Source organism: Streptococcus sp. 1004_SSPC (assembly GCF_001069025.1).
GTDB lineage: Bacteria > Bacillota > Bacilli > Lactobacillales > Streptococcaceae > Streptococcus > Streptococcus vestibularis.
In genome coordinates this window covers 1-26,103 of sequence record NZ_JWGQ01000025.1, presented here as the reverse complement: position 1 = coordinate 26,103, position 26,103 = coordinate 1, and the positions used below count along the sequence as shown (strand labels likewise).

The following is a 26,103-nucleotide window of genomic DNA, read 5'->3' as shown; positions in this document are numbered from 1 at the left end:
TTGGTGAGTATACCACCGAAACTAAGTATTTCCTCATTTATGGGATATTTAAAGGGCAAAAGTAGTTTAATGATATTTGATCGACACGCTAATTTAAAGTATAAATATGGGAATCGCAAATTTTGGTGTCGAGGATTTTATGTTGATACGGTTGGACGAAATCAGAAGCGAATTGAAGAATATATTCGTAATCACTTACAAGAAGACGTGATAGCAGATCAGCTAAGTCTATTTGAGGAGTATGATCCGTTTACAGGTGAGAAGAATAAAAGAAAGTAATCTTAAAGAGACCCGCTAGACGGGTCAGCTAGTAAAGGTGGTGCTGAAGGGAAACCATTCGGTAGGCCTTTAGGCCTCGTCCGGTAGCAGAGGCTTTCAGCCGAAGAGCAAGCCACCCGTTCTCACGGGTGGTTTTGACTTGTGCTTTTCTACCCTATCTCATTAAATGAGAAATCAAGATAAAGTTAACTGCAAGATGAAATTTCGTACAAATTAAGCTATAATTATGAGTATGAAAGTTCTACTTTATCTTGAAGGAAAATCGGTTCTTGAAAAATCAGGAATCGGACGGGCTCTTCACCATCAGATGCGTGCCTTAGACTTGGCGGGGATTCCCTATACAACAGACATCTTGGGTGATTATGATGTTGTTCATATCAATACTTATGGACCACGCAGTTTGATGTTGTTACATGCCGCAAAACGTCGTGGAAAGAAGGTCATCATGCATGGTCATTCGACACGTGAGGACTTTGAAAATTCATTCATTGGTTCTAACTTCATGGCACCACTTTTTGGGAAATATTTGGCCCACATGTATCAAAAGGCTGATTACGTGATTACGCCATCTGAGTATTCCAAAAAATTGATTCAGTCTTACGGAGTTACCACACCAATCATTGCTGTTTCAAACGGGATTGATCTGAAAAAATACGGCAAGGACCCACGCAAGGAAGAAGTTTTCCGAGATTACTTTGGTATCGAGAAAGGACAGCCAGTGGTTATTTGTGCAGGTCTTTACTTCCAACGCAAGGGAATTGAAGATTTTGTCAAGGTTGCTGAGAAGATGCCACATGTTCGTTTCATTTGGCTAGGCAGTATTAGTAAATGGCTAATTCCTAAAAAGATTCGAGACATTGTCAATGGTAAGCATCCTGATAATGTCAGCTTCCCAGGTTATTTCAAGGGAGCTGTCTTTCAGGGAGCTATGAGTGGTGCCAACGCCTTCTTTTTCCCATCTTATGAAGAGACAGAGGGAATTGTAGTACTTGAAGCCTTCGCTAGTCACCAACATGTGGTCTTACGTGATATTCCTGTTTATGAGGGCTGGGTTGATGAGAAATCTGCCTCATTTGGGCACAATGTGGATGAATTTGTAGTGGCCTTACAAGATATTATCGATGGTAAAGTGGACAAGCGTGAAGCAGGATACAAGGTTGCGGAAAGTCGCTCGATTGATGATGTCGCTCAAAAACTTGTTAAAGCCTACAAAGAAGTATTGGAGATTTAAATGCGTATCGGATTGTTTACAGATACTTATTTTCCACAGGTATCCGGTGTTGCGACTAGTATTCGCACACTGAAGACGCAGTTGGAAAAAATGGGGCATAATGTCTTTATCTTTACTACGACTGATAGAGATGTTGATCGCTATGAAGACTGGCAGATTATTCGTATTCCTAGTGTTCCTTTCTTTGCCTTTAAGGATCGCCGAGTGGCTTATCGTGGTTTTTCTAAGGCTCTAGAGATTGCAAAACAGTACAAGCTTGATATTATTCATACGCAGACAGAGTTCTCCTTGGGGCTTCTAGGGATTGCCATTGCGCGTGAACTTAAGATTCCTGTTGTACACACCTATCACACCCAGTATGAAGACTATGTCCGCTATATTGCCAAAGGTATGGTCATCCGTCCAAGTATGGTTAAGTACATTGTTCGTGGCTTTATGAGCGATCTGGATGGGGTTATCTGTCCGAGCGAGATTGTTTATGACCTTTTACTCAAGTACAAGATTGCTGCTGAAAAACGGGTCATTCCAACAGGCATTGAACTTGAGAAATTCCAGCGTCCAGAGATTACTGAGGAAGATGTGGCAGACTTGAGAGCCAAGCTTGGTATAGCTTCGGATGAAACCATGTTGTTGAGCTTGTCTCGTGTCTCTTATGAGAAAAATATCCAAGCAGTTCTGGCGGCTCTACCTTCGGTTTTAGGGGAAGACGATAAGGTTCGGTTAGTTGTTGCTGGCGATGGACCTTACCTACCAGACCTGAAGTCCCAAGCCAAGAAACTTGGTGTTCTGGATAAGGTGGTTTTCACAGGTATGATTGCACCTGGCGAAACAGCTCTTTACTATAAGGCTGCTGATTTCTTCATCTCGGCATCAACCAGTGAGACCCAGGGTTTGACCTATCTGGAAGCCTTGGCTAGCGGTACTCCGATTATTGCTCATGGAAATCCTTATTTGGATAATGTGATTACGGACCAGATGTTTGGAACGCTTTATTATCATGATAATGATTTAGCTGGGGCAATTTTGGAAGCGGCTATAGCAACGCCGGAAAAAGATGAGACAAAGTGGGCTGAGAAGCTCTATGAAATTTCTGCGGAAAACTTTGGAAAACGTGTCTATGAGTATTACTTGGACCTTACAATTTCTAAGGATTTCCATAATGATCTTAATGGTGAAGGTAGCACTATGAAACGCTTGACCCGTATGGTGACTTATTTGCCAACTAAGGCTATCACCTTGCCTGTCAATGGCTCTGTTCGGATTATCAAAGGGTCTGCCAAACAGGTTAAGAAAATCAGAAATATCACAAAACTTTTGGATTAGGAAAGCTTCACATTTTCCTAGTCAGATAAAATCTTAGAATTGATTAATAAAAGAGATAATTAGCTTGAAAAATTACAGTTTCATGCTATAATAACGCATAGAGACATATCAGTCATGGGAAATCTTTCAGAGAGCGTGTGTCGCTGGGAATCACGCAGAGGACATGATTGGGACTACTCGATAAATTTTTTATGCAAACATAAAACGGTGGCCACGTTAGAGCCAATCAGAGGTGTAAGACAGACTTATTTTTTGTCGTACACGAACTAAGGTGGAACCACGTTGCGACGTCCTTTTCAGGATGTTGCAATTTTTTTATGAGGAGTCTAACTATGGACTTGCAAGAATTAGTGGAGCGTAGTTGGGCAATCCGACAAGCTTATCACGAGCTGGAAGTTAAGTATCATGATTCCAAGTGAACGATAGGAGAAGACCTCTTGGCTTTATCTAATGATATTGGAAATTTCCAACGACTAGTGATGACCAAGCAAGGACGCTACTATGATGAAACACCCTACACACTGGAACGAAAACTTTCAGAAAATATCTGGTGGCTAGTGGAGCTTTCTCAATGTTTGGATATAGACATTCAGACGGAAATGGCAAACTTCCTCTCTGATAAAGAAAAGCAGTTGAATATTAAGACTAGGAAGTAGTCTGATATTCAAAAGTCAATGCTTAGAAACTATGAATTAATAAAAGGAGAAAATTATGATTAACATTACTTTCCCAGATGGCGCTGTTCGTGAATTCGAATCTGGCGTGACAACTTTTGAAATTGCACAATCTATCAGTAACTCTTTGGCTAAGAAAGCTCTTGCTGGTAAATTCAACGGTAAATTGATTGATACTACACGTGCTATCACTGAAGATGGAAGCATCGAAATCGTGACACCTGATCACGAAGATGCCCTTCCAATTTTGCGTCACTCAGCGGCTCACTTGTTTGCACAAGCAGCTCGTCGCCTCTTCCCAGACATCCACTTGGGTGTTGGTCCAGCTATCGAAGATGGTTTCTACTACGATACTGACAATGAAGCTGGTCAAATTTCTAACGAAGATCTTCCTCGTATCGAAGAAGAAATGAAGAAAATCGTTAAGGAAAACTTCCCATCAATCCGTGAAGAAGTGACTAAAGACGAGGCGCGTGAAATCTTCAAAAATGACCCATATAAATTGGAATTGATTGAAGAACACTCAGAAGACGAAGGTGGTTTGACAATCTACCGTCAAGGTGAATACGTTGACCTTTGCCGTGGTCCACACGTGCCATCAACTGGTCGTATTCAAGTCTTCCACCTTTTGAATGTTGCAGGTGCTTACTGGCGTGGAAATAGCGATAATGCTATGATGCAACGTATCTACGGTACAGCTTGGTTCGATAAAAAAGATCTCAAGGCTTACCTTAAACGCCTTGAAGAAGCTAAAGAACGTGACCACCGTAAACTTGGGAAAGAGCTTGATTTGTTCATGATTTCTCAAGAAGTTGGTCAAGGGCTTCCATTCTGGTTGCCAAATGGTGCGACTATCCGTCGTGAGTTGGAACGTTATATCGTTGATAAAGAAGTAGCAGCAGGCTACCAACACGTTTATACGCCACCAATTGCATCAGTTGAACTTTATAAAACTTCCGGTCACTGGGATCATTACCGTGAAGACATGTTCCCTCCAATGGATATGGGAGATGGGGAAGAATTTGTCCTTCGTCCAATGAACTGCCCACACCACATCGAAGTCTACAAACACCATGTCCACTCTTATCGTGAATTGCCAATCCGTATCGCTGAAATCGGTATGATGCACCGTTACGAAAAATCAGGTGCTTTGACAGGTCTTCAACGTGTTCGTGAAATGTCACTTAACGATGGACATACTTTCGTTGCTCCAGAACAAATCGAAGATGAATTCAAGAAAATCCTTCAATTGATCATCGATGTGTATGAAGACTTTAACTTGACAGATTATCGTTTCCGCTTGTCTTACCGTGATCCTGAAGACAAACACAAATACTTTGATAACGATGAAATGTGGGAAAATGCGCAACGCATGTTGAAAGCGGCTGTTGATGATATGGGTGTTGAGTACTATGAAGCCGAAGGAGAAGCAGCCTTCTATGGACCAAAATTGGATATCCAAGTTAAGACTGCTCTTGGTAAGGAAGAAACTCTTTCTACTATTCAGTTGGACTTCTTGCTTCCAGAACGTTTTGACCTTCACTACATCGGAGCTGATGGGGAAGAACACCGTCCAGTCATGATTCACCGTGGGGTTATCTCAACTATGGAACGCTTCACAGCTATTCTGATTGAAAACTACAAGGGTGCTTTCCCAACATGGCTTGCCCCTCATCAAGTAACCCTTATTCCAGTATCTAACGAAAAACACGTAGACTACGCATGGAAAGTGGCTAAGGAACTTCGTGATCGTGGTGTCCGTGCCGAAGTGGATGAACGTAATGAAAAAATGCAGTTCAAGATTCGTGCTTCTCAAACGCAAAAAATTCCTTACCAATTGATTGTTGGTGATAAGGAAATGGAAGACGGAACTGTTAACGTTCGTCGCTATGGACAAAAACAAACACACACTGAAACTGTGTCAGAATTTGTAGAAAATATCCTTGCTGATATCGCTCGCAAATCACGCCCAGATGCCGAATAAAAAAAGGGTCGGTTAGCTAAGCTAGCTGACTTTTTAGTAGGATAAACCATGCACGTTTTTAGGAAAAGACTTTTATTTTTGCTGGGATTAGTTCTGTTCTTGTTACTGGCTAGTTTTACTTACCATAGATTGGGCTTGCAAAGAGAGAAGGGTCTCTTAGCCCTTTAGGGAGGATGGTAGCTGTCAATGGACACAAAATGAGCGTTTTTGTAAGGGGGCAGGAACGGCCTCGCCAATTCTAGATTTTAAAGACTTGTATGATGGGCTTTCAAAGGAGTACAAGATCGTCGTTGTTGAAAGAGCTGGCTATGGTTACAGTGAGGACACGTCTAAGTCCAGAGATGTTTCTGAGACACGTCAAGCCCTAGCCAAGCCTCAAGTATCAGGTCCTTATATTATTCTTTCTCATTCGATGGTCTCCTTAGAAACTCTTTTGTGGCAAGAAAAATATCCAAGTGAAATCCAGGCAGTCATTGTCTTAGATTGGGCTCTACCAGAGAGTTACTATCAAATAAAAATGCATCCCCAGATGTTATCTATGGCTCGTTGGGAAAGTCAATTAGGTCTATTAAGGTATCTACCAAATCGCTTATATATGCCTAATGAAAATCTAAGTAGCAGTGACCGACGCCTCTATCAACGAATAGCTTATCGTCAAATACTGTCACAAGCTATGTTAATGAGAGTCTATCTGTTAAGGGAAAGGATAAAAAGGTTGATGCTAAGATAGATTCACAAATCCCCACCTTACTGATGGTCTCGAATGGTGAGGGTACTGGATTTGGCCAGGAGGAGTGGCGAAACTATGCGGCCAGATTTGCAAAGGACCAGAAAAATATCGAACTGACTTTTTATGATGCCCCACGTTATCTTTATCACTATCACACCAAAGAGGTAGTTGCTAAGATAGAGGACTTCATAAAGGTGACCACTGATTAAACTAACTGATGTTATTGAGGAGAAATGTGATGCTCATTGGTTCAAAAGCCTTTTCTAGCTTATGGAAGGAATGGCAAAAGGAATACCAGCCACTGCAGGTGCTGGAGTTATTGCTTGCTTATATAGAGATGCCAGAGGATCTATCTGGGGAGATAGAGGAAACTCAGCGTTTATTATCCTATTTTGACCCTGACTTGGCGCCTCATGATGCTTTCTGGAAGGATGTTGCCAGGTTAGTAGATTTGGCTTTTCCTGAGGACAGCTTATCTAAAAAATTCTCTATTGAGCGACAAATCCATCAGTTACGTTACCTTATTTCTAGTCAACAGGCCCAGTATGTACGGACACATTATAAAAAAACAGGGATGACAGACAAAGAAGCTTTAGCTGTCTATCTAAGATGGAAGCCTTTCACCATGTTTGATCAGGGACGTCTGCACCAAAAGATTTCTATCTGTGATGGCAAGGGGATTTATCCAGATGGGATTCCTAGTGTTAATCTCAAGATTCTCCTCTATAATCGTGTAGAGTTTATTCTAGATAGTCAGGGAAATTTTCTCAATGAGGTCGATGCGGAGCAGGTGACTGAGAGTGGAGTGGTTAATGGTGCTAGTTTCAACTATGGCAATTTCAAACGCCACTGGCAACTGGATGTGGAGCCGGTTCAACCACATGATCCTGCCTTTCGTAATCGGATGACCAAGGGCTTTCGATCACCCAACAAATTGAGAAAGAAGTGGGGCCGAAAAGAGCCTGAGCATTTTGACAAGTCTTTTTACAATCCAAATGGTATCTATGCCCAGTCACACAGATCTTTGGCTAATGATGTCAAACGTCAAGCCAGACTTTTTCTCGCCATGGTTTATGGCTTTAAACCAGTTCAGAAAAAGCAAACAAAGGAGGTTCATATGTCTAAACAACCACAAAACAATAAAGGGACAGCCGTTCTAGGATCACTAGTATTTATGGCCTTATACGCCCTAGGTATTTGGCACAATGCTGTCCGAGGAAATATTCCTTTCCTTATTCTTTGGAGTGTTTTACTCCTTGTTAATATCAGTTATTTGATTTTCCGCTTGAAAAAATAAAAAAGAAAGTGATACAGACCTAAATGGTAAGAATTTAGATCTGTGTCACTTTTTGTATATTCAATTGTAACTTACCACTTGCTTTCTTCTGGGATAATAATCCAGCAAATGATGTAGAAAAGAAAACCTGTTCCAAATAAGAAGATCGCTGCAGCCCAAATAAGGCGAATAATGACAGGATCGATATCAAGATATTTAGCAATACCAGAACAAACACCGGCGATGATTTTGTTGTTAGGATCTCGCCTGAGTTCTTTTTTCATATGATTTACCTCCGTATGGCCTTATTATATCATAACTGTTTGAAGCCTGGTATTTGTTTTAAGGAAGCATGAAATAGACAATACCCAGATATTGGAGAGCCGAAGCCAACATGATGAAGAGGTGCCAAATCATGTGAAAGTATGGCTTTTTCTTAGCATAGAAAGCTGCACCAACCGTGTATGACAATCCTCCAGCAAGCATGAGTCCCCAAAAGGCAGGTCCTGTCTTAGTGACGATAGCTGGAATAATGAAGATAACCAACCAGCCCATCATTAGATAGAGGAAGAGGGAGAATTTTTCATTGATTTTTTTAGCAAAGATTTTGTAGAGAATACCAAAAATTGTTGTTCCCCATTGGAGGACGATGATGCTGTAGCCTAGCCATCCGCCAACCAGTGAGAGGGCAACAGGGGTGTAGCTTCCAGCAATGGCGATATAAATCATGCTGTGGTCAATAATTCTTAGAACCATCTTGTGGGGTGAATTGTAATCCATGGCATGATAGATGGCTGAGCTCAAGAACATGAGGAAGAGGCTAATGACAAAAACAGCCATCCCGACAGCAGCAGTCATGCCGTAGCCGTTGTTGGCATGAACAGCAGTAATTGGCAATAAGACCAGCATGGCCATGGCTCCGACAGCGTGAGTCACGCTGTTAGCCACTTCCTCACCAAAGCTGAGTTTTTTACTGAGTTTGAGGTTGGGAGAAGTATTAAAAGTAGCAGTATTAGACATTGTTTCCTCCTTCAAGGTTGTTCAAAAGTTGATGGGTAGCTCGGTAGCATTGAAGCGTCTGACAGGCTGAGAGTATGACTTGCGGAGCCTCTTGGGGAAACTGACCATTCATACAGGCTACAAAGTTATTGTAGTAACTCTTTTGACTTTCAGCATCTGTCCGTAGGATTTCCAAGGTTTTAGCAATCTCAGAAATCTCAAAGACGGTCTTCAGACTAGTGATGACAATAAGTCTAGCTACCTGAGCAGCATTATATTTTTTCTTGATGGGTTTTGCGACATGGCCATGTTTGACATAATTGTTGACCATAGAGGCGGTTAGCCCCTTGTCGTTTGGCCCCAAAGTACTTTGGGTGACCTGATTGACATAGAGCAAAACCTGATCCAAATAGAGTTCAATCTCTGGTAATTCTTCCCAGAGAGGGTATTGTTGTGTTGTCAAATTATAAAAACCTCTTTATCTAGTTTTCATAACCAGATTATAACATTATAGAAATTTAAGTCAAGTCAGAACTTACGGGAAATGAAAAAGATGTTGAGATAATATGTTCAACATCTTTATTTCTTATGTGATATGGCAGAGTTATTTTTTAAAACTGCTTCAGTATCTCTTTTTATGGGGTTCTAAGTTTCTTCAAAATTGCTTGTGCAGTTTCTTGGTTCATATGTTTGGCCTTGAGAAGTTCAGTCAAAACGTGAGGCATTTCTTCAGGACTAGCCCCGGCTAACAAGGCCAGAGATTTGGCCTGGAGTTTCATATGTCCTGCTTGGATTCCTGTTGAGGTTAGCGCTTTAAGAGCAGCAAGATTTTGTGCTAAACCAAGAGAGACGATGATACTGGCTAGGGTTTTAGCATCTGGATAGTTCAGCAAGTCATGGGCGATAGATGCACTTGGATTAAGTCCAATAGAACCGCCACGGGTTGCGATTGGCATGGGGAGGGTTAATTCTCCCACCAATTCTTTAGCCTCCTGGTCATAAGTCCATGTGGACAGGCCACGGTAGCTACCATCCTTGCTAGCATAGGCATGACTACCAGCCTCAACTGCTCGCCAATCATTGCCAGTCGCAATAACTAGGGCATCGATACCGTTGAAAATACCCTTATTATGGGTGGCTGCTCGGTAGGGGTCCACCTGGGCCAGTTGGCTAGCCATCTCCATTTTCTTGGCTAGGTCATGTGCTTCGTCCTTATTGCGGCTGAGGAAGCGTGTGTTAAGACGGCAAGTCGCTGTCACAAGGCTCTCAGTGGCTAGATTTGAGAGAATAGCCATGAGGCTTTGACCTTCTGAGAGATTTTCCAGTTCTGGCACCAGTGCTTCCATCATGGTGTTGACCATATTGGCTCCCATGGCTTCTTGGGTATCAACGGCTAGATAGATAATGAGGAAGTCTCCCTTAGCCTCAGTCCAGAGCCTGCGAGGGCCACCCCCACGCTTAACAATAGAAGGATGAGCCTCTTTGGCAATCTCTATGAGGTCCTGATTGGCTGCTTGAATTTTACTTGAAGCAGCGGCTTTATCAGGAACGTCAAAAAGGGCAACTTGGCCAATCATTTGACGATTATGAATCGTAGTTGTGAAACCGCCAGAGCGTTTAATGAGCTTGCTAGCATAGGAAGCAGCGGCGACAACAGAAGGCTCCTCAGTAACCATAGGAACCTGATAGGTTACACCGTCTACCAATACATCTGGGCAAACGGCAAAGGGAAGTGTAAAGCGACCAATGACATTTTCAGCCATTTGATTGGCTGTTTCAAGAGTAAGTTGTTGGTCCTTATCCAGAAAGTCTTGATTTTCCTGAGACAAAAGAGCATTCTTTTTCAAATGCTCTTTGCGTTCTTGCGGTGTCTTCTTGGAAAAACCAGTCCAAGAGAGTTTAGTCATTTTGATTTCCTTTATAGATACGTTGGTGTTCAGAGATTTCAGTTAAACGGAAAGATCCAGTTTGGTAATCAGTGAATTGAGTAGAGCCAGTGTCATCCAACTGCGCCTCTTCATAGAAAAGTTTTTCATAATCAGCAACGCTCAAGGGGTGACGTTTGGCAAAGGTATCTAGACGGTCTGAACGAAGCAGGTCTTTGTAGCCTTCCACTAAACGTCCTGAGAAAATTTCAGAGACGGCTCCAGAACCATAAGAAAAGAAACCAATTCTATCTCCCGCTTTAAGATCTTGTGACTGTTCTAATAGAGAAAGGAGTCCAAGATAAAGTGATCCTGTATAGATATTTCCAATTTGTCGACTATAAGTAATGGATGCATCAAAGTTGTTAATTAAACGCTCTTTATTCTCTATATTCAAATCTTTGGGAATAATCTTGTTAAGTCCCTTAAGAGCTAACTTAGGATAAGGAAGGTGGAGACAAAAAGCGGCAAAATCAGCAAAGTCAGCCTGATGGCGTTCTTGATAAGCTGCCCAAGTTGTCTTCAAACTGTCAAGGTACTGCTTGGTTGAATAGATGCCTTGAACATAAGGCGTTGAACTGTAGTTTGGACGCCAGAAGTCCATGACATCACGGGTTTGTGCCACATTGTCATCAGCAAGCTCCAAGATACGAGGATTCTGACTGACTAGCATGGCCACGGCACCAGCTCCCTGAGTAGATTCACCTGAAGATCCGACACCATAACGGGCAATATCACTAGCGATAACTAGAACTTTGCTCTCTGGGTGGGCTGCCACGTGCAATTTAGCATAGTTAAGTCCAGCAGTTGCAGCGTAACAAGCTTCCTTCATCTCAAAAGAACGGGCAAAAGGCTGAATACCCAAAAGACTGTGAACATAGACAGCAGCAGCCTTAGACTGGTCAATGGAAGACTCAGTAGCCACGATGACCATATCGATAGCTTTTTTGTCGTCGTCATTTAAAATATCAGCCGCTGCATCAGAGGCAAGCGTCACGATATCTTCTGTAATCGGCGTAATACTGGTTGCATCAAGCATCAGCCCCTTGCTGAATTTTTCAGGCTCCGCCCCACGGGCAAGAGCGAGATCAGCCATGTTTAGAACATATTGACTGGTTGCAAAACCAATCTTATCAATTCCAATAGACATATGATGTTTCCTTTTATTCTTCATTGTAGAGTATCCAGAAGATACTAATCTATAGTGATTTTACCATAAAAGAGTGCTTTCGCCTTGAAAAAAACTTTGATAGTTAGTAATATCTTATTTTTTGATAAGTGCTATAGGATTTCAAAAGACTCACTTTTGCTATTCCTATAGCTTTTAGTTCTCATTTGCACCAGAATAAGGTAAAATTAAAATGAAAAGCAACATTATTTACAGCTATAATTAGATAAGCAAAATTATTTCTACTTATTATGTTGCGAGTTTTTAGTGAGACTTTGTTTTCAATAGAATAAAGAGGAAAATCATGACAAAAGCAGACACTATTTTTAAAGAAAATATCACCAAAATCCTGGAAGAAGGTGTTTGGTCTGAGCAAGCACGTCCTAAATACAAGGATGGCACAACAGCCAATTCCAAATACATCACTGGAGCTTTTGCAGAATATGACTTGAGCAGGGGAGAGTTTCCAATTACTACTCTTCGTCCTATTGCTATCAAATCTGCCATCAAAGAAGTGTTTTGGATTTATCAAGACCAGACAAATAGTCTAGATGTCCTTGAAGATAAGTACAATGTTCACTATTGGAATGACTGGGAAGTTGAAGACGTACCTGCTAATAATGGGGACAAGCGTTCGATTGGTCAGCGTTATGGGGCCGTCGTTAAGAAGCACGATATTATTAACCGTTTGTTGGCTCAGTTGGAGGCTAATCCGTGGAATCGCCGTAATGTCATCTCTCTTTGGGATTACGAGGCCTTCGAGGAGACAGCAGGACTTCAGCCTTGTGCCTTCCAAACCATGTTTGATGTTCGTCGTGTGGGTGAGGATATTTATTTGGACGCCACTTTGACGCAACGCTCTAACGATATGTTGGTGGCTCATCATATTAATGCCATGCAGTATGTGGCCCTTCAGATGATGATTGCCAAGCACTTTGGTTGGAAAGTTGGTAAATTCTTTTATTTCATCAACAACCTCCATATTTATGACAATCAATTTGAGCAAGCTGAGGAACTCCTCAAGCGTCAGCCGTCTGATTGCCAACCACGCTTGATTCTCAATGTTCCTGATGGAACTAATTTCTTTGATATCAAACCAGAAGATTTTGAATTGGTTGATTATGATCCTGTCAAACCTCAACTCAAATTTGACTTAGCAATTTAATAAATGCTTATGATTTAAGCCTATAAAGAGCTGGCAAAGTTTTTCCGAGCTCTTTTTGTCTTTTTTTGTTAGAATGGATTGTAAACTTAAAAAGAAAAGGAAATACCGTGTCTAAACAACTCATTGCTATTTGGGCGGAAGCTCATAACCATGTTATTGGGAAGAATCACACTATGCCTTGGCATCTGCCTGCTGAACTGGCACATTTCAAGAAAACGACTATGGGTTCAGCAATTCTTATGGGACGTGTGACCTTTGATGGCATGAACCGTCGTTGCCTGCCAGGACGTGAAACCTTGATTTTGACACGAGACAAGGACTTCGACTGTGAGGGTGTAACGACCGTTACGAGTGTTGAGGAAGCCCTAGCTTGGTTTGAACAGCAAGATAAGGATCTCTATATTGCTGGTGGTGCTGGTGTCTACAAGGCTTTTGAGGGATATTATGATGCACTCATCAAGACAACTGTTGAGGCTGATTTAGAGGGAGACACGTATTTTCCACAACTAGATATGACGGCATTTAAAGAGGTATCATGTGATCGCGTGGCCAAGGATGATAAAAATGCCTATGACTTTAGTATAAGTCGCTATGAAAAAGAAGGAGACTAGGTTCATGCAACGTAGTGTTTTTGGGTTATTTACTGCATTATTGGGGGTGCTTTGTGTCCTCTCTGCCATTCCTGCCTTTCGCAAGAAACGTTATGGGTTAGCAGTTTTTCTCTTTTTAAATGCTTTTACCAACCTTGTCAATACTATTCACGCCTTCTATGGCACCCTATTTTAGAAAAGAGTGAGGAATAAATGGCTGGAAATCGTAATGAAGAAATGGTTTATTGTTCATTTTGTGGCAAAAACCAAGAAGAAGTAAAGAAAATTATCGCTGGGAATGGCGTCTTTATCTGTAACGAATGTGTGGCCTTGTCACAAGAAATCATTCGTGAGGAAATGGCAGAAGAAGTTTTGGCTGACTTGGCTGAAACACCAAAGCCAAAAGAACTTTTAGATATTTTAAACAACTATGTCGTGGGGCAGGACCGTGCCAAACGTGCCTTGTCGGTAGCTGTTTACAATCACTATAAACGTATCAATTTCACAGAAAGTCGTGAAGACAATGATGTGGATTTGCAAAAATCAAATATTCTCATGATTGGACCAACTGGTTCAGGGAAGACTTTCTTGGCTCAGACCTTGGCTCGTAGCTTGAATGTTCCATTTGCGATTGCGGATGCAACATCATTGACAGAGGCAGGTTATGTGGGTGAGGATGTGGAAAATATCCTCCTCAAACTGATCCAAGCGGCAGACTTCAATATTGAACGTGCGGAACGTGGGATCATCTATGTCGATGAGATTGATAAGATTGCTAAAAAGGGTGAAAACGTATCAATCACTCGTGACGTTTCAGGTGAAGGGGTTCAACAAGCTCTCTTGAAGATTATCGAAGGAACAGTAGCCAGCGTTCCCCCTCAAGGTGGTCGTAAACACCCTAACCAAGAGATGATTCAAATTGATACTAAGAATATTCTCTTTATCGTGGGTGGTGCTTTTGATGGTATCGAAGATATCGTTAAGCAACGTCTTGGTGAGAAAATCATTGGTTTTGGTCAAAATAATAAGGCAATTGATGATGACTCATCATACATGCAAGAAATTGTGGCTGAAGATATCCAAAAATTTGGTCTTATCCCTGAGTTTATCGGACGTTTGCCAGTCCTTGCGGCCCTAGAACAGTTAACGGTTGACGACTTGGTTCGTATCTTGACAGAGCCTAGAAATGCCTTGGTTAAACAGTATCAAACCCTCTTGTCTTATGATGGGGTTGAACTGGAGTTTGACCAAGATGCTCTTGAAGCTATTGCAAGTAAGGCGATTGAACGTAAGACTGGTGCTCGTGGGCTTCGCTCTATCATTGAGGAAGTCATGATGGATGTCATGTTTGAAATCCCTAGTCAGGAAGATGTGACTAAGGTTCGTATTACCAAAGAAGCCGTTGATGGTACAGCTGCTCCAGTTTTGGAAACAGCGTAAGGAGGACCTATGGCTGAAGAACAAGTCCTAAATACGCACAATGCTGAGATTTTGCTCAGTGCGGCGAATAAGAGCCACTATCCCCAAGATGACCTCCCTGAGGTTGCCCTAGCAGGACGCTCGAATGTTGGTAAATCAAGCTTTATCAATACACTTCTTGGTCGTAAAAACCTAGCACGTACTTCTGGGAAACCAGGGAAAACTCAGTTGCTTAATTTCTACAATATTGACGATAAGCTTCGTTTTGTGGATGTGCCAGGTTACGGTTATGCCCGTGTGTCTAAAAAAGAACGTGCCAAGTGGGGGAAAATGATTGAAGAGTACCTTGTGACTCGAGACAATCTTCGTGTCGTTGTTAGCTTGGTTGACCTCCGACATGAACCAACTCAAGACGATATCCAAATGTATGAATTTCTCAAGTATTATGAAATTCCGGTCATCGTTGTAGCGACTAAGGCTGATAAGATTCCTCGCGGAAAATGGAACAAGCACGAATCTATCATTAAGAAAAAACTAAATTTTGATAAAAATGACCATTTCATCGTCTTTTCATCTGTCACACGTGACGGTTATGATGAAGCATGGGATACGATTTTAGCAGAATTATAAAAAGAGCTTGGAGAAATCCGAGTTTTTTTTGTGATAGTTTTTGTCTATCTCTTTGATAGCTTCAACCTATTATCCAAAGGGCTTTTATTGTGATAAGCTTGTTTTATCATATCTATTGGAGGAATCTATGGAAAACCATAATTATGAAAATGAAGGTCAGTTCCAACGGAAGATGACCTCACGCCACCTCTTTATGCTCTCGCTGGGTGGTGTTATCGGTACTGGTCTCTTCTTGAGTTCGGGTTATACGATTGCACAAGCAGGTCCCCTTGGTGCGATCCTCTCTTACCTTGTGGGGGCTGTTGTCGTTTACTTGGTTATGCTTTCTTTGGGGGAGTTAGCAGTAGCTATGCCAGTAACGGGATCCTTTCACACCTATGCTACTAAATTTATCAGTCCGGGAACCGGCTTTACGGTAGCTTGGCTTTATTGGATTTGTTGGACGGTAGCCTTGGGAACAGAATTTCTGGGTGCTGCCATGTTGATGCAACGTTGGTTTCCATCAGTTCCGGCTTGGATGTTTGCGGCCTTCTTTGCCTTTGTGATTCTTGGAATTAATGCTTTGAGCGTAAGGTCTTTTGCTGAAGCAGAATCTTTCTTCTCGTCTATAAAAGTCATTGCTATCATAGTTTTCATCATACTAGGTCTTGGTGCCATGTTTGGGTTGGTGAGTTTTGAAGGTCACCGTGAGGCTATTATGTTTAAGCACTTGACGGCCAATGGTCTCTTTCCAAATGGTGGTCTTGCTATTGTGTCAGTTATGTTGGCTGTTAACTATGCCTTTTCAGGAACAGAGTTAATCGGTATTGCAGCTGGTGAAACAGATAATCCTAAGGAAGCTGTTCCACGTGCTATTAAAACAACTATTGGCCGTTTGGTTATCTTCTTTGTCTTAACCATTGTGGTCTTGGCCTCGCTTCTTCCAATGAAAGAAGCAGGAGTTTCTTCAGCACCTTTCGTTGATGTCTTTGACAAGATGGGGATTCCATTTGCGGCGGATATTATGAATTTTGTTATCCTGACAGCTATTCTTTCTGCTGGAAATTCAGGTCTTTATGCGTCAAGTCGTATGCTTTGGTCTCTGGCTAATGAGGGGATGCTCAATAAGAAGCTAGTGAAAATTAATAAGCATGGTGTTCCAATGACAGCCCTTTTGATTTCTATGGCAGGAGCAGTTTTATCGCTCTTTTCAAGTATTTATGCTGCAGATACGGTTTATCTAGCTTTGGTATCGATTGCTGGTTTTGCAGTTGTTGTTGTCTGGCTCTCCATTCCTTTGGCACAAATCAACTTCCGTAAACAGTGGAATTTAGAACATTCTGATGATGAGTTGGATTACAAGACACCGTTTAATCCAATCCTACCTTATATTACAATCATTCTGTTGTCCATTTCTGTTCTCGGTATTGCTTGGGATAGTTCACAACGTGCGGGACTTTACTTTGGTATTCCTTTCATGATTTTCTGTTACCTTTATCACTATCTTCGCTTTAAAAAATGGTAAGGAGGCCTTTTATGGCAACATTTAAAGATTATTTGGAAAATAACTCTCCCCTTATTCTTCATGGGGCTTTAGGAACAGAGATGGAAGCCTTGGGGTATGATATTTCAGGTAAGCTCTGGTCAGCTAAGTATCTTCTTGAGAAGCCAGAAGTTATCCAAGAAATTCATGAAACCTATGTAGCTGCTGGGGCTGACTTGATTACCACATCATCTTATCAGGCAACCTTACCTGGATTGGTAGAGGCAGGACTTACCGAGAAAGCAGCGGAGCAGATTATTGCCCTAACGGTACAGCTAGCAAAGGCTGCACGTGATAAGGTATGGGTAGTATTAGATGAGACTGAGAAAGCAAAACGACCATATCCTTTGATTTCTGGAGATGTTGGTCCGTACGCAGCTTATTTGGCTAATGGTTCTGAGTATAGTGGTGATTATGGTCAAATTACTATCGAAGAGCTTAAGGATTTTCATCACCCTAGGATTCAAATTCTCCTAGATCAAGGTGTGGACTTGTTAGCTTTGGAAACTATTCCAAATCGTTTAGAAGCACAAGCCTTGATTGAACTCCTGGCTGAAGAATTTCCAGAATCAGAAGCTTATCTCAGTTTTACAGTCCAAGAACCAGGCACTATCAGTGATGGGACTTCTTTAGATGAGATTGCCAAGCTTGTTTCTCAGTCAAATCAAATCTTGGCTCTAGGAATCAACTGTAGCTCACCTCTTCTTTATAACCAGGCTCTAGCTATTCTTAAGAATGCTGGCAAGGTGCTCATTACTTATCCAAATTCAGGTGAAGTTTATGATGGCAACAGTCAGACTTGGAAACCTAAGGATAAGGACGCTTTAACCCTAGTTGAACATAGCAAGGATTGGCATGCTCATTTTGGCGTGAAAATTTTGGGTGGTTGCTGTCGAACACGTCCAAATGACATTAAAGCCTTATATCAAGAATTTAGAACCTAGTCAAATTTCTAATTATCTGTTATAATAAGAAATTGTAAGGCTATTAGCTCTACACACTATTAGTAGAAAATGAAGCCAGCGTTAAGCTGGTTTTTAAAATGAAGAGGAAAATATGACCTACGAACAAGAATTTCTAAAAGACTTCGAAGCCTGGGTTGTTACCCAAGTTAAAGTAAACGAAACGGCCTTGGCCGCTAGCAAGAAAATCTGGGAAGAAGATGGCGATGAGCGTGCACGTGATGCAAGTTTCCGTTATGAGGCTAAATTAGATGCCTACAATTTCCTAATTGGTAAGTTTACCAATTATCGTGCGGGTAAAGGTTTCCATGATATGCCAGATGGCCTATTCGGGGAACGTCACTATTAATAGAGAATGAAAGAGAAAATGACAACCGTAATTTATAAGAAAAAGTCGTCTGTCAAAATAGGAGAAAACTAGACATGGCTAAAGTAAAAAATAAAAAGAAAGCTTTTAAACACCGTTTGAAAAAACAAGGACTTTTCAATAATCTTAAAGCCCCTGTTCCACCAGTAGCACCACAACCTGTTGCTGAAACTAAGACAGTTGCCAAGGAAGAAGTAGCAGCCAAAGACCTTAGTCTTGAAACTTTCGCAGAACTTCCAGAAGTTGAAGGTCTTCGTTCAAACCTTGTAGAAACTCTTTATAATGAAGGTTTGACTTCAGTAGAGGCTTTTGCTACTGTGACTGAAGAAGAAGTTCTTGCCCTCAAGGGTGTCGGACCTGCAACAGTTAAAAAATTAAAAGAAAATGGTGTCAGCTTTAAAGATTAAGCCTAAAAAGATCCGAGGTAGAGACTTCGGATCTTTATTATTTGTCTTGGAGTCGTTAGTTGGTTAGCAGAACAAGAAAACCACTAGCTTGGCTAGTGGTCAATAGTCATTAATGATTTATTTCTTTGGATTTTGTTTGGTTAAGTTAAGTCCAAAAGGTACTAAGTTTTCCTGACGATTACAGATACGAGCTATATTTTCAGTGTGACGGAAAATAATCACTAAAGCCATGATGATAAGAACAGTGCTAAAGATTGGGTTATAGCCATCTAGCAAGAAGTGGATAGCTGGAAACACAGCTAAGGTAATAAGTCCAACAATTGCTGCAGTGACACTTGAAAATGAAATCATGCTGGTTAGATAGAGTGTTAGGACAAAGACCAAGAGTAGGAATACACAGTAGAGTGGGGCAAAACCAAGAAGCACCCCTGCACTTGTCGCAACAGCCTTCCCGCCTTTAAATCCCGCAAAGATTGGAAAAACATGCCCGATAATTGCAAAGAAACCAATGATTAGGGGTGATACTTCCGTGACACCCAGCCAAATAGGTAAGAGCACTGCCAAAGTCCCTTTAAGCATATCCACTAAGAAAGTGATGGTACCAGCAGTCTTACCTAGAACACGAAAGGTATTGGTTGTTCCAGTATTTCCAGAGCCATGCTCACGAAGATTGGTATGGAAGAAAAGTTTTCCAATCCAGAGACCAGTCTGGATGGAACCTAACAAGTAGGCGATTAGGATTAACAATAAGATTTTCATGAGATAATTATAGCATACAGCCTAGTAATTGACAAAGCTAGTCAGCATAAAGATATCCTTTGAGCTTTCCTGATTTCCTTTGCAAATTCTTTTGAAAACTTATAAAATAATAAGGATGAAAATTTTGGAGGTCACTCTTGGCTAAAAAAGAAATAAATGTAAATAATTATAATGATGATGCCATTCAGGTACTGGAAGGGTTAGATGCTGTTCGCAAACGCCCAGGAATGTACATTGGCTCAACAGATGGGACAGGTCTTCATCACCTGGTTTGGGAGATTGTCGACAATGCGGTCGACGAAGCTCTCTCAGGCTTTGGTGATGTCATTGCTGTCACCTTAAATAATGATGGTTCCGTTTCCGTTTCTGACTCTGGACGTGGGATGCCGACAGGGATGCATGCCATGGGTAAACCAACAGTTGAAGTTATTTTCACTGTTCTCCACGCAGGTGGTAAATTTGGACAGGGTGGTTATAAGACTTCTGGAGGTCTTCACGGTGTGGGTTCCTCAGTTGTTAATGCACTGTCTAGTTGGCTTGAGGTAGAAATTACCCGTGACGGTAATGTTTATCGTCAGCGTTTTGAAAATGGTGGTCACCCTGTAACAGGGCTTGAAAAGATTGGTAAAGCGCCTAAGTCTAAGACAGGTACAAAAGTGACCTTTATGCCTGATGCGAGTATCTTTTCAACGACTGACTTTAAATTTAACACTATCTCAGAGCGTCTCAAAGAATCAGCCTTCCTTCTTAAGAATGTCACTATGACATTGACAGACTTGCGTGGCGAAGAAGAAGTTCGTGAAGAATTCCACTATGAAAATGGGGTTCAAGACTTTGTGTCATACCTGAATGAGGACAAGGAAACGTTGACACCAGTCATCTATATTGATGGAGATCAACAGGAATTTCATTTAGAGGTAGCCCTTCAGTACAATGACGGTTACTCTGATAATATCCTTTCCTTTGTCAATAATGTCCGTACTAAGGACGGAGGGACCCACGAAACAGGTTTCAAATCTGCCATTACCAAGGCTCTTAACGATTATGCTCGTAAAACAGGCCTTCTCAAAGAAAAGGATAAGAACCTCGAAGGGTCGGATTATCGTGAGGGCTTGTCAGCAGTTATTTCGCTCTTGGTTCCTGAGGAACACCTTCAGTTTGAAGGACAAACCAAGGACAAACTTGGATCTCCTTTAGCACGTCCCATTGTCGATAGTATCGTTTCAGAGCATCTGACTTACTTCCTTATGGAAAATGGAGATTTGGCTTCTAACTTGGTGCGTAAGGCTATCAAGGCCCGTGATGCCCGTGAAGCTGCTAGAAAAGCGCGTGATGCTAGTCGAAATGGCAAGAAAAATAAAAAAGACAAGGGGCTCTTATCAGGGAAACTGACGCCAGCTCAGTCTAAAAATGCTAAGAAAAATGAACTCTATCTAGTCGAGGGTGATTCTGCCGGTGGATCAGCCAAACAAGGCCGTGATCGTAAATTCCAGGCTATCCTGCCTCTTCGAGGTAAGGTCCTAAACACTGAGAAAGCCAAAATGGCTGACATTCTCAAAAATGAAGAAATCAATACCATGATTTACACCATTGGTGCAGGTGTTGGAGCTGATTTTAACCTTGACGATATCAACTACGACAAGATTATCATCATGACCGATGCCGATACCGATGGGGCTCACATCCAGACCTTACTTCTTACTTTCTTCTATCGTTATATGCGTCCACTGGTTGAAGCAGGACACGTTTATATTGCTTTGCCTCCTCTTTACAAGATGTCTAAAGGGAAAGGTAAGAAGGAAGTTGTCGAATATGCTTGGACGGATGGGGAACTTGAGGAACTTCGTCAAAAATTTGGTCGTGGAGCTATTCTCCAACGTTACAAAGGGCTTGGTGAGATGAATGCTGACCAGCTCTGGGAAACAACCATGGATCCTGAGACAAGAACCCTTATCCGAGTAACGATTGATGACCTAGCGCGTGCTGAACGTCGTGTCTCAGTCCTTATGGGAGATAAACCAGCACCACGCCGTCAATGGATCGAAGATAACGTTAAATTTACCTTGGAAGAAACGACAGCGTTTTAGGGAGTGTGAGTAATGGATCTATACTTAGTTTTTCCTTTATTAGTTTTTTTGTCCTCAATTTTTCTTGTAATCATCATGAATCGTCGAAGAATTAGACTTTTAGGATTGTATACACCGATAGTATTTCGTCTATGCATACTTAAGGTAATTGAATCCAATATTGGAGACCCAGAAAGTTTTTTAGAGGCAAGCTTTCTCATGATGATTGTACAGGAAAGTGTGATTGTCTAAAAAGATGGGGTTTGCCTACAATCATAAAGAGGATGAGAGATGACGGCTTATGATAAGGAGAAACTCCCTAATCACTGATTCAATAATCTATTTTAAACTACAGAAAGGGTCGTTTGGTTACTGAATGTAACTGAACACGGGACTAATTTCTTAGGAAAAAAGATAAATCGCCTTGGGCTTATCGAACCCTACATCGATTTCCTATTTTTCGACAGAAATTTTCGGCAAGCCGAATCGTCCCTTTGTATCTTATGTCTAATATTCAAAACATGTCCCTTGAGGACATCATGGGGGAGCGTTTTGGACGCTACTCCAAATACATTATTCAGGAGCGTGCGCTTCCTGACATTCGTGACGGTTTGAAACCCGTTCAACGTCGTATTCTTTATTCCATGAATAAGGATGGCAATACCCATGATAAGGGCTATCGTAAATCTGCCAAGTCGGTGGGGAACATTATGGGTAATTTTCACCCACATGGCGATAGTTCCATTTATGATGCCATGGTTCGTATGTCTCAGGATTGGAAGAATCGTGAAATCTTGGTTGAGATGCACGGTAACAACGGTTCTATGGACGGTGATCCACCAGCAGCCATGCGTTATACAGAGGCACGCTTGTCAGAGATTGCGGGCTACCTTCTTCAAGATATCGATAAAAACACAGTCCCATGGGCTTGGAACTTTGATGATACAGAGAAGGAACCAACAGTCTTACCTGCAGCCTTTCCAAACCTTTTGGTCAATGGTGCGACAGGGATTTCTGCTGGTTATGCCACAGACATTCCACCGCATAATCTATCAGAAGTCATCGATGCCGTTGTTTACATGATTGATCACCCATCTGCTAAACTGGATAAATTGATGGAATTCTTGCCTGGTCCAGATTTCCCAACAGGGGCTATCATTCAGGGTAAAGATGAGATTCGCAAGGCTTACGAAACTGGTAAGGGCCGCGTCGTTGTGCGTTCATGTACTGAAATTGAACAACTCAAAGGTGGTAAGGAGCAAATCATTGTTACTGAAATTCCTTACGATGTTAATAAGGCAGTTCTTGTTAAAAAAATCGATGATATTCGTGTCAATAACAAGGTTCCTGGCATTGCAGAAGTTCGTGACGAGTCTGACCGTACAGGGTTGCGTATTGCTATCGAGCTTAAGAAAGATGCTGACAGCCAAACCATTCTTAACTATCTTTTGAAATATACGGATCTTCAAGTCAACTACAATTTCAACATGGTGGCCATCGACAATTTCACCCCACGCCAAGTGGGCTTGCAAAAGATTTTGTCAAGTTATATTGCCCACCGTCGTGATATTATCGTTGCTCGTTCAAAATTCGACAAGGAAAAAGCTGAAAAACGTCTTCATATCGTTGAAGGGCTAATCCGTGTCATCTCTATTTTGGATGAGGTTATTGCCCTTATCCGAGCTTCTGAAAATAAGGCAGATGCCAAGGAAAATCTTAAAGTCAGCTATGATTTTTCAGAAGAACAGGTCGAAGCTATCGTGACCTTGCAACTTTATCGTTTGACCAATACGGATATCGTTACTCTCCAAAATGAGGAAGACGATTTACGTGAGCAGATTGCGACTTTGGCTGACATCATTGGAGACGAGCGTACCATGTTTAATGTCATGAAGCGTGAGCTCCGTGACATTAAGAAGAAATTTGGTAATGACCGTCGTTCAGAGTTGCAAGCGGAAACCAAGACCATTGAAATTGATACTGCAAGTCTGATTGTTGAAGAAGAAACCTATGTCAGCATCACTCGTGGTGGCTATGTCAAACGTACAAGCCCACGTTCTTTCAATGCTTCAATGATTGATGAAGTCGGAAAACGTGATGATGATGATTTGATTCTGGTTCAGCAAGCTAAGACGACACAACACCTCTTGATTTTCACTAATCAGGCCAATGTGATTTATCGTCCAATTCATGAGTTACCAGACATTCGTTGGAAGGATTTGGGAGAGCATTTATCACAAACTATAACTAATTTTTCGAAAGATGAAGAAGTGCTTTATGCAGAAATCCTGGATGATTTTGAAACGGGTACTTACCTAGCAGCTACCAAGCTTGGTCAGATTAAACGTTTCGAACGCAAGGAATTTACACCATGGCGTACCTACAAGTCTAAGTCGGTTAAATACGCTAAACTCAAGGATGATAGTGATTTTATTGTTACAGTCACTCCGATTCAATTGGATGATATCATGATTATCACTCAAAAGGGTTATGCCCTTCGCTTTAATGCGGACGAAGTGCCGGTAGTTGGTGCCAAGGCAGCAGGTGTTAAGGCAATCAATCTCAAGGATGATGATACCGTCCAGGCTGTCTTTGTGGCAAATACTCAAAGTTTCTACCTTCTGACACAAAGAGCTAGTCTCAAACGTGTGGCTACAGCCGATATTCCGCAGGCTAAGCGGGCTGGTCGAGGTCTCCAAGTTCTTCGTGAGCTTAAGACGAAACCACATCGCGTCTTCACTGCGGGTCCAGTCTTTACGGAAAATGCTGGTGGCGAGATAGATCTTCTAGCGACACCAGTAGAAGAGACTCCTCAGACCTTGCTTGTAACAGCTACAACAGGTGAAACGGCGGAGGTTGACTTGTCCCTTCTAAATCTTTCAGACCGTACTAGCAACGGTAGTTTCATTGAAGGATTAGCAGACAAAGAAGTCTTTTCTGCCAAGATTATTGAAAAATAAAGATAAGAAAGCTTTGTTCTCTTACTAGAGAGCAGAGTTTTTTTCTTTGTTGGGCAAAATAAGTGTTTTAAAAAGAATTGTCAGAATTTTGCAACATAACCTTGAAATTTTCAATGAAAAGTACTATACTAGAAAGCACATAGTAACAGAAAAGAGGACATAAACATGACAGTTGATTTAGACTGGAAAAATTTAGGATTTAATTACCGTAAACTTCCATTCCGTTATATTTCATATTACAAAGACGGTAAATGGGATGATGGGCAATTGACTGAGGATGCAACCTTGCACATCTCAGAAGCATCTCCAGCCCTTCACTATGGTCAAGAAGCTTTTGAGGGTCTTAAAGCTTACAGAACTAAAGATGGTTCTATTCAATTGTTCCGTCCAGATGAAAATGCCAAACGTTTGCAACGTACTGCGGATCGTCTTTTGATGCCACAAGTTCCTGTTGACAAATTTGTAGATGCATGTAAACAAGTTGTACGTGCAAATGAAGAATATGTTCCACCATATGGTACTGGTGCAACACTTTATCTTCGTCCACTCTTGATCGGGGTTGGTGACATTATTGGTGTTCACCCAGCAGATGAGTATATCTTTACAATTTTTGCTATGCCAGTAGGGAACTACTTCAAAGGCGGATTGGCTCCAACGAATTTCCTTATCCAGGACGAATATGACCGTGCTGCACCACATGGTACAGGTGCTGCTAAGGTTGGTGGTAACTACGCGGCAAGTATGTTGCCAGGTAAGATTGCACATGACAGTAACTTCTCTGATGTTATCTACCTTGACCCAGCAACCCACACTAAGATTGAAGAAGTCGGTTCTGCAAACTTCTTTGGTATCACAGCTGATAACGAATTTATTACACCACTCAGCCCATCTATCTTACCATCAATTACGAAATTCTCATTGCTTTACTTGGCTGAAAATCGTTTTGGTATGAAAGCTATTCAAGGTGATGTTAAGATTGCCGAGTTGGATAAATTTGTCGAAGCCGGTGCCTGTGGTACAGCTGCTGTTATCTCACCAATTGGTGGTGTCCAACACGGTGATGACTTCCATGTCTTCTATTCAGAAACAGAAGTCGGACCTGTAACACGTAAACTTTATGATGAGTTGACAGGTATCCAATTTGGTGATGTTGAAGCTCCAGAAGGATGGATTGTCAAAGTTGACTAATTCTAAGTAAAGAAATGGTTATTTTAAAGCTTGCTCTTGCAAGCTTTTTTCTTTTTCGGTAAAATTAAGAACATATACTAAGAAAGGATGGCTCGATTTAGGTATCGGGTATAAATCTATGAGTAAAAAAGACAAAAAAATTGAAATCCAAATCAAAGATGCCAAAGTCATTGTAAACAAAGCAACCATTGAAGGCTTTGAGCTTCTTGTTGGTAAGAAAGTCATCGGACAAATTGTAGAAATCGATGGGAAGTTTGCCGTTGTTGATAAAGAAAACGTAGCAGGTTTCCACAATAAAATGGATGATGCAATAGCTGCCATTATCGAATCCTACAATCTTAATCATTAAAATCCAAAGTAAAGGCTTGCTTTGGTCAAGAAACTGTGTTATACTATTTCTTGTTCTTAAGGAGAGATAGCGAAGAGGCTAAACGCGGCGGACTGTAAATCCGCTCCTTCGGGTTCGGGGGTTCGAATCC

The 26,103-nt window shown here is 41.5% G+C and carries 23 protein-coding genes and 3 pseudogenes; 20 read left to right on the top strand and 6 right to left on the bottom strand.

Annotation, left to right across the window (positions count from 1 at the left end; all coding sequences use genetic code 11):
* The 7 genes and pseudogenes from tnpA to ADF62_RS02330 all read left to right on the top strand — a co-directional run.
* Positions 1-279: IS200/IS605 family transposase (gene tnpA, locus ADF62_RS02365; protein ID WP_048787991.1), on the top strand; the 279-nt coding region annotated here is incomplete at its 5' end.
* Between the two features lie 232 nt (positions 280-511).
* The gene (locus ADF62_RS02360; protein ID WP_152901309.1) at positions 512-1,510 is read left to right on the top strand and encodes a glycosyltransferase family 4 protein; all 999 of its coding nucleotides are present in this window, start codon (positions 512-514) and stop codon (positions 1,508-1,510) included.
* Positions 1,511-2,833, top strand: coding sequence for a glycosyltransferase family 4 protein (locus tag ADF62_RS02355; RefSeq protein ID WP_003097641.1), 1,323 nt, complete (start codon positions 1,511-1,513; stop codon positions 2,831-2,833). It abuts the gene before it with no gap.
* A gap of 332 nt (positions 2,834-3,165) precedes the next feature.
* Positions 3,166-3,489 (top strand): annotated as a pseudogene (locus ADF62_RS10120) (MazG-like protein).
* 55 nt (positions 3,490-3,544) lie between these two features.
* Positions 3,545-5,491 carry a threonine--tRNA ligase gene (gene thrS / locus ADF62_RS02345; RefSeq protein ID WP_048787990.1) on the top strand — a complete coding sequence of 649 codons (1,947 nt, stop codon included), beginning with the start codon at positions 3,545-3,547 and terminating at the stop codon, positions 5,489-5,491.
* Positions 5,492-5,539: 48 nt separating this feature from the next.
* A pseudogene (locus ADF62_RS11745) lies at positions 5,540-6,430 on the top strand (alpha/beta hydrolase).
* Between the two features lie 29 nt (positions 6,431-6,459).
* Positions 6,460-7,518 (top strand): DUF3114 domain-containing protein, encoded by a 1,059-nt coding sequence (locus ADF62_RS02330; protein ID WP_048787987.1) that lies wholly within the window; start codon positions 6,460-6,462, stop codon positions 7,516-7,518.
* A gap of 71 nt (positions 7,519-7,589) precedes the next feature.
* Here the strand turns inward: ADF62_RS02330 and ADF62_RS02325 are convergent, their stop codons facing one another.
* From ADF62_RS02325 to ADF62_RS02305, 5 genes are all read right to left on the bottom strand, one after another.
* On the bottom strand, positions 7,590-7,781 hold the full coding sequence (locus tag ADF62_RS02325) for a PspC domain-containing protein (RefSeq protein ID WP_002886147.1): 192 nt from the start codon (positions 7,779-7,781) through the stop codon (positions 7,590-7,592).
* A gap of 58 nt (positions 7,782-7,839) precedes the next feature.
* The gene (gene trhA, locus ADF62_RS02320) at positions 7,840-8,517 is read right to left on the bottom strand and encodes a PAQR family membrane homeostasis protein TrhA (protein WP_048787986.1); all 678 of its coding nucleotides are present in this window, start codon (positions 8,515-8,517) and stop codon (positions 7,840-7,842) included.
* Positions 8,510-8,959 (bottom strand): DUF1836 domain-containing protein, encoded by a 450-nt coding sequence (locus tag ADF62_RS02315; protein WP_048787985.1) that lies wholly within the window; start codon positions 8,957-8,959, stop codon positions 8,510-8,512. The genes trhA and ADF62_RS02315 overlap by 8 nt, the downstream gene beginning before the upstream one ends.
* A gap of 172 nt (positions 8,960-9,131) precedes the next feature.
* Positions 9,132-10,403: a hydroxymethylglutaryl-CoA reductase, degradative gene (locus tag ADF62_RS02310; protein ID WP_048787984.1), complete on the bottom strand. Its 1,272-nt coding sequence runs from the start codon at positions 10,401-10,403 to the stop codon at positions 9,132-9,134.
* Positions 10,396-11,571 carry a hydroxymethylglutaryl-CoA synthase gene (locus ADF62_RS02305; protein WP_048787983.1) on the bottom strand — a complete coding sequence of 392 codons (1,176 nt, stop codon included), beginning with the start codon at positions 11,569-11,571 and terminating at the stop codon, positions 10,396-10,398. The genes ADF62_RS02310 and ADF62_RS02305 overlap by 8 nt, the downstream gene beginning before the upstream one ends.
* Positions 11,572-11,893: 322 nt before the next feature.
* Between ADF62_RS02305 and ADF62_RS02300 the strand changes: the two genes are divergently transcribed.
* The 9 genes from ADF62_RS02300 to ADF62_RS02260 all read left to right on the top strand — a co-directional run bounded on the left by ADF62_RS02300 (position 11,894) and on the right by ADF62_RS02260 (position 18,651).
* Positions 11,894-12,754, top strand: a complete 861-nt coding sequence (locus ADF62_RS02300; RefSeq protein ID WP_003093490.1) for a thymidylate synthase — start codon at positions 11,894-11,896, stop codon at positions 12,752-12,754.
* 107 nt (positions 12,755-12,861) lie between these two features.
* Entirely contained in the window at positions 12,862-13,365 is a 504-nt protein-coding gene (locus ADF62_RS02295) for a dihydrofolate reductase (protein WP_003093756.1), read from the top strand.
* A gap of 4 nt (positions 13,366-13,369) precedes the next feature.
* Positions 13,370-13,540 (top strand): hypothetical protein, encoded by a 171-nt coding sequence (locus tag ADF62_RS11105; protein WP_002886174.1) that lies wholly within the window; start codon positions 13,370-13,372, stop codon positions 13,538-13,540.
* A gap of 17 nt (positions 13,541-13,557) precedes the next feature.
* Complete coding sequence (gene clpX, locus ADF62_RS02285) at positions 13,558-14,784, top strand: ATP-dependent Clp protease ATP-binding subunit ClpX (protein ID WP_003097621.1); 1,227 nt, start codon at positions 13,558-13,560, stop codon at positions 14,782-14,784.
* A gap of 9 nt (positions 14,785-14,793) precedes the next feature.
* Positions 14,794-15,393 carry a ribosome biogenesis GTP-binding protein YihA/YsxC gene (gene yihA / locus ADF62_RS02280; protein ID WP_002885996.1) on the top strand — a complete coding sequence of 200 codons (600 nt, stop codon included), beginning with the start codon at positions 14,794-14,796 and terminating at the stop codon, positions 15,391-15,393.
* Positions 15,394-15,520: 127 nt separating this feature from the next.
* Entirely contained in the window at positions 15,521-16,897 is a 1,377-nt protein-coding gene (locus ADF62_RS02275) for an amino acid permease (protein ID WP_048787982.1), read from the top strand.
* A gap of 11 nt (positions 16,898-16,908) precedes the next feature.
* The gene (mmuM, locus tag ADF62_RS02270) at positions 16,909-17,859 is read left to right on the top strand and encodes a homocysteine S-methyltransferase (protein ID WP_048787981.1); all 951 of its coding nucleotides are present in this window, start codon (positions 16,909-16,911) and stop codon (positions 17,857-17,859) included.
* Between the two features lie 112 nt (positions 17,860-17,971).
* Entirely contained in the window at positions 17,972-18,226 is a 255-nt protein-coding gene (locus ADF62_RS02265) for a DUF1912 family protein (RefSeq protein ID WP_003094650.1), read from the top strand.
* Positions 18,227-18,300: 74 nt separating this feature from the next.
* Positions 18,301-18,651 (top strand): helix-hairpin-helix domain-containing protein, encoded by a 351-nt coding sequence (locus ADF62_RS02260; protein ID WP_048787980.1) that lies wholly within the window; start codon positions 18,301-18,303, stop codon positions 18,649-18,651.
* Positions 18,652-18,768: 117 nt separating this feature from the next.
* On the opposite strand, the gene plsY is transcribed toward ADF62_RS02260, so the two are convergent.
* Entirely contained in the window at positions 18,769-19,410 is a 642-nt protein-coding gene (gene plsY, locus ADF62_RS02255) for a glycerol-3-phosphate 1-O-acyltransferase PlsY (RefSeq protein WP_048787979.1), read from the bottom strand.
* A gap of 137 nt (positions 19,411-19,547) precedes the next feature.
* Here plsY and parE point away from each other — a divergent pair, with 137 nt between their 5' ends.
* From parE to ADF62_RS02230, 4 genes and pseudogenes are all read left to right on the top strand, one after another.
* Positions 19,548-21,497 (top strand): DNA topoisomerase IV subunit B, encoded by a 1,950-nt coding sequence (gene parE / locus ADF62_RS02250; RefSeq protein ID WP_003093514.1) that lies wholly within the window; start codon positions 19,548-19,550, stop codon positions 21,495-21,497.
* A 482-nt stretch (positions 21,498-21,979) separates the two neighbouring features.
* Positions 21,980-24,436 carry a DNA topoisomerase IV subunit A gene (gene parC / locus ADF62_RS02240; RefSeq protein WP_048787977.1) on the top strand — a complete coding sequence of 819 codons (2,457 nt, stop codon included), beginning with the start codon at positions 21,980-21,982 and terminating at the stop codon, positions 24,434-24,436.
* Between the two features lie 156 nt (positions 24,437-24,592).
* A pseudogene (locus tag ADF62_RS02235) lies at positions 24,593-25,624 on the top strand (branched-chain amino acid aminotransferase); the annotation flags it as partial.
* Positions 25,625-25,742: 118 nt separating this feature from the next.
* Positions 25,743-25,973, top strand: coding sequence for a DUF2969 domain-containing protein (locus ADF62_RS02230; protein ID WP_003097605.1), 231 nt, complete (start codon positions 25,743-25,745; stop codon positions 25,971-25,973).
* Positions 25,974-26,103: the final 130 nt, after the last annotated feature.

What these genes read in the sequence shown, in the direction of transcription:
- ADF62_RS02360 (WP_152901309.1), top strand. Translation starts at nt 512, where the DNA reads ATGAAAGTTCTACTTTATCTTGAAGGAAAATCGGTTCTTGAAAAATCA.
- ADF62_RS02355 (WP_003097641.1), top strand. Translation starts at nt 1,511, where the DNA reads ATGCGTATCGGATTGTTTACAGATACTTATTTTCCACAGGTATCCGGT.
- thrS (WP_048787990.1), top strand. Translation starts at nt 3,545, where the DNA reads ATGATTAACATTACTTTCCCAGATGGCGCTGTTCGTGAATTCGAATCT.
- ADF62_RS02330 (WP_048787987.1), top strand. Translation starts at nt 6,460, where the DNA reads ATGCTCATTGGTTCAAAAGCCTTTTCTAGCTTATGGAAGGAATGGCAA.
- ADF62_RS02325 (WP_002886147.1), bottom strand. Translation starts at nt 7,781, where the DNA reads ATGAAAAAAGAACTCAGGCGAGATCCTAACAACAAAATCATCGCCGGT.
- trhA (WP_048787986.1), bottom strand. Translation starts at nt 8,517, where the DNA reads ATGTCTAATACTGCTACTTTTAATACTTCTCCCAACCTCAAACTCAGT.
- ADF62_RS02310 (WP_048787984.1), bottom strand. Translation starts at nt 10,403, where the DNA reads ATGACTAAACTCTCTTGGACTGGTTTTTCCAAGAAGACACCGCAAGAA.
- ADF62_RS02305 (WP_048787983.1), bottom strand. Translation starts at nt 11,571, where the DNA reads ATGTCTATTGGAATTGATAAGATTGGTTTTGCAACCAGTCAATATGTT.
- ADF62_RS02300 (WP_003093490.1), top strand. Translation starts at nt 11,894, where the DNA reads ATGACAAAAGCAGACACTATTTTTAAAGAAAATATCACCAAAATCCTG.
- ADF62_RS11105 (WP_002886174.1), top strand. Translation starts at nt 13,370, where the DNA reads ATGCAACGTAGTGTTTTTGGGTTATTTACTGCATTATTGGGGGTGCTT.
- clpX (WP_003097621.1), top strand. Translation starts at nt 13,558, where the DNA reads ATGGCTGGAAATCGTAATGAAGAAATGGTTTATTGTTCATTTTGTGGC.
- yihA (WP_002885996.1), top strand. Translation starts at nt 14,794, where the DNA reads ATGGCTGAAGAACAAGTCCTAAATACGCACAATGCTGAGATTTTGCTC.
- ADF62_RS02275 (WP_048787982.1), top strand. Translation starts at nt 15,521, where the DNA reads ATGGAAAACCATAATTATGAAAATGAAGGTCAGTTCCAACGGAAGATG.
- mmuM (WP_048787981.1), top strand. Translation starts at nt 16,909, where the DNA reads ATGGCAACATTTAAAGATTATTTGGAAAATAACTCTCCCCTTATTCTT.
- ADF62_RS02265 (WP_003094650.1), top strand. Translation starts at nt 17,972, where the DNA reads ATGACCTACGAACAAGAATTTCTAAAAGACTTCGAAGCCTGGGTTGTT.
- ADF62_RS02260 (WP_048787980.1), top strand. Translation starts at nt 18,301, where the DNA reads ATGGCTAAAGTAAAAAATAAAAAGAAAGCTTTTAAACACCGTTTGAAA.
- plsY (WP_048787979.1), bottom strand. Translation starts at nt 19,410, where the DNA reads ATGAAAATCTTATTGTTAATCCTAATCGCCTACTTGTTAGGTTCCATC.
- parC (WP_048787977.1), top strand. Translation starts at nt 21,980, where the DNA reads ATGTCTAATATTCAAAACATGTCCCTTGAGGACATCATGGGGGAGCGT.
- ADF62_RS02230 (WP_003097605.1), top strand. Translation starts at nt 25,743, where the DNA reads ATGAGTAAAAAAGACAAAAAAATTGAAATCCAAATCAAAGATGCCAAA.